The sequence below is a fragment of the Saccharothrix hoggarensis genome, from assembly GCF_042678885.1.
Taxonomy (GTDB): Bacteria; Actinomycetota; Actinomycetes; order Mycobacteriales; family Pseudonocardiaceae; genus Actinosynnema; species Actinosynnema hoggarensis.
The window spans coordinates 1-2205 of sequence record NZ_JBHTLK010000439.1 but is presented as its reverse complement, the minus strand read 5'-3'; the positions used below and the strand labels follow the sequence as shown (position 1 = coordinate 2205).

Annotated in this window: 3 protein-coding genes; all 3 read left to right on the top strand. The window is 72.3% G+C overall.

The features are described 5' to 3' along the window. On the top strand, nucleotides 1–205 hold a 205-nt coding region (locus ACFQ3T_RS36085), incomplete at its 5' end, for an EboA domain-containing protein (RefSeq protein ID WP_380730573.1). Next, entirely contained in the window at nucleotides 205–1062 is an 858-nt protein-coding gene (locus tag ACFQ3T_RS36080) for a TatD family hydrolase (protein ID WP_380730571.1), read from the top strand. The genes ACFQ3T_RS36085 and ACFQ3T_RS36080, both read left to right, overlap by 1 nt. Continuing rightward, a complete protein-coding gene (gene eboE / locus ACFQ3T_RS36075) occupies nucleotides 1059–2171 on the top strand; it encodes a metabolite traffic protein EboE (RefSeq protein ID WP_380730569.1) in 1113 nt (370 codons plus the stop codon). The genes ACFQ3T_RS36080 and eboE overlap by 4 nt, the downstream gene beginning before the upstream one ends. The last annotated feature ends 34 nt before the right edge of the window (nucleotides 2172–2205 follow it).

Sequence of the window (2205 nt, the reverse complement as noted above, 5' to 3'; positions counted from 1 at the left end):
CGCCGAACACCTCGACGCCCACGCCTGGCGGCACGGCGTGCTCAAGTGCCTGTTCCTCGACATCCCCCTCGCCGCCGTGGCCGGGCTCGACCGGCGCGTGGACGCGGAGCTCGTCCGCATGGTCCGCGCGTACGCCGACGAACGCCGTGCCGCCGGCCGCGCCGTGCCCGAGGACGCGTCGACCCTGCTGAGGAGCCACCCCTGATGCGCATCTTCGACCCGCACATCCACATGACCTCACGCACGACGGACGACTACGAGGCGATGCGCGCGGCCGGTGTGCGGGCGCTCGTGGAGCCGTCGTTCTGGCTGGGCCAGCCGCGCACGAACGTCGGGTCGTTCACCGACTACTTCGACGCGCTGATCGGGTGGGAGAGGTTCCGGGCCGGGCGGTTCGGCATCCGGCACCACTGCGCCGTCGCGCTCAACCCGAAGGAGGCCAACGACCCGCGCTGCGCCGGCGTCCTCGACGTCCTGCCGCGCTACCTGGCCAAGGACGGCGTGGTCGCGGTCGGCGAGGTCGGGTACGACTCGATGACGCCGGAGGAGGACGAGGCGTTCGCCCGGCAGCTCGAACTGGCCGTTCGGCACGGTCTGCCGGCGCTGGTGCACACCCCGCACCGGGACAAGGCCGCCGGCACGGCACGCACGCTCGACCTGGTCCGCGAGTCCGGTTTGCCGCCCGAACGGGTGCTCGTGGACCACCTGAACGAGACGACCGTGCGCGCCGTGGCCGATTCGGGGTGCTGGATGGGCTTCTCCATCTACCCGGACACCAAGATGGACGAGGACCGCATGGTCGCCATCCTGCGCGAGTACGGCACCGACCGCGTGCTGGTGAACTCGGCCGCCGACTGGGGCCGCTCCGACCCGCTCAAGACCCATCGCACCGGGCTGGCGATGCTCGACGGCGGCTTCGACGAGTCCGATGTGGACAAGGTGCTGTGGCGCAACCCGGTCGAGTTCTACGGGCAGAGCGGCCGGCTCATGCTGGACGACGAGCCTGACGCGTCGGCGGCGACGTTCGCCGGCAACTCGGTGCTGCGCGGTGAGCGCCCGTGACGCCGGTCGCGTACTGCACGAACGTCCACCCGGCCGAAGACCTCGACGGCGTGCTCGCCCAACTCGACCGGTACGCCGTGCGGGTGCGGGAGAACCTGGGCGTGGACACGCTCGCGCTGGGGTTGTGGTTGTCCGAGCCGGTCGCCCGCGGTCTCGCCGAGGACGTGGCGGCACGGCGGGGGTTGGCGGCCGAGCTGCGGGCCAGGGGTCTGGAGGTGAGCACGCTCAACGCGTTCCCGTACGGCGGGTTCCACGACGAGGTGGTCAAGCACTCGGTCTACGTGCCGCGGTGGACCGATCCGCGCCGCCTGTCGTACACGATGGCGTGCGCCACGGTGTTGGCCGACCTGTTGCCGGACACGGCGGCCTACGGCAGCATCTCGACGTTGCCGCTGGGGTGGCGGGAGCCGTGGACGAGCGACGACGACGCACAGGCGCGAGCCGCGTTCGACGTGGTGGCGCGGTTGCTGCGCGCGCAGGCGGCCCGGGACGGCAGACCGATCAGGCTCGCGGTCGAGCCGGAGCCGGGCTGCGTGCTGGACACCGTCGCCGACGCGGTGGGCTGGCTGGCCGACCGGGTGGACCACGACCACGTGGGGATCTGCCTCGATACCTGCCACCTGGCCGTGTCGTTCGCCGACCCGGTGGACGCGGTGAACACCATCCGCGCGTCCGGGCTCAAGATCGTGAAGGTGCAGGCGTCGGCCGCGCTGGAGGTCGCCGAACCGGGCACGGAGGAGGCACGGCGCGCCCTCGCCGCGTTCGCCGAGCCCCGCTACCTGCACCAGGTCAGGGAGAACGCGCCCACCGGTGTGCTGGCGGCCGACGACCTGCCCGAGGCGCTGGCGGATTTGCCGGCCGAGAACCCCTGGCGGGTGCACTTCCACGTCCCGCTGCACGCCCGGCCCGCCGCGCCCCTGCGGTCCACGACCGACGTGCTGTCGTCGGCCGTCGCGGCGGTCCGGTCCATTGCCGACGTCATGCCGCACGTGGAGGTCGAGACGTACACGTGGACGGTGCTGCCCGAACCCGTCGACGACCTGGCGGAGGGCATCGCCGCCGAGCTGCGCTGGGCGGCCGACCACCTCGTGAACGGAGTCGTGGCGTGAAACCGCTGGTCGTGATCGACGTCGTGGGCCTGAC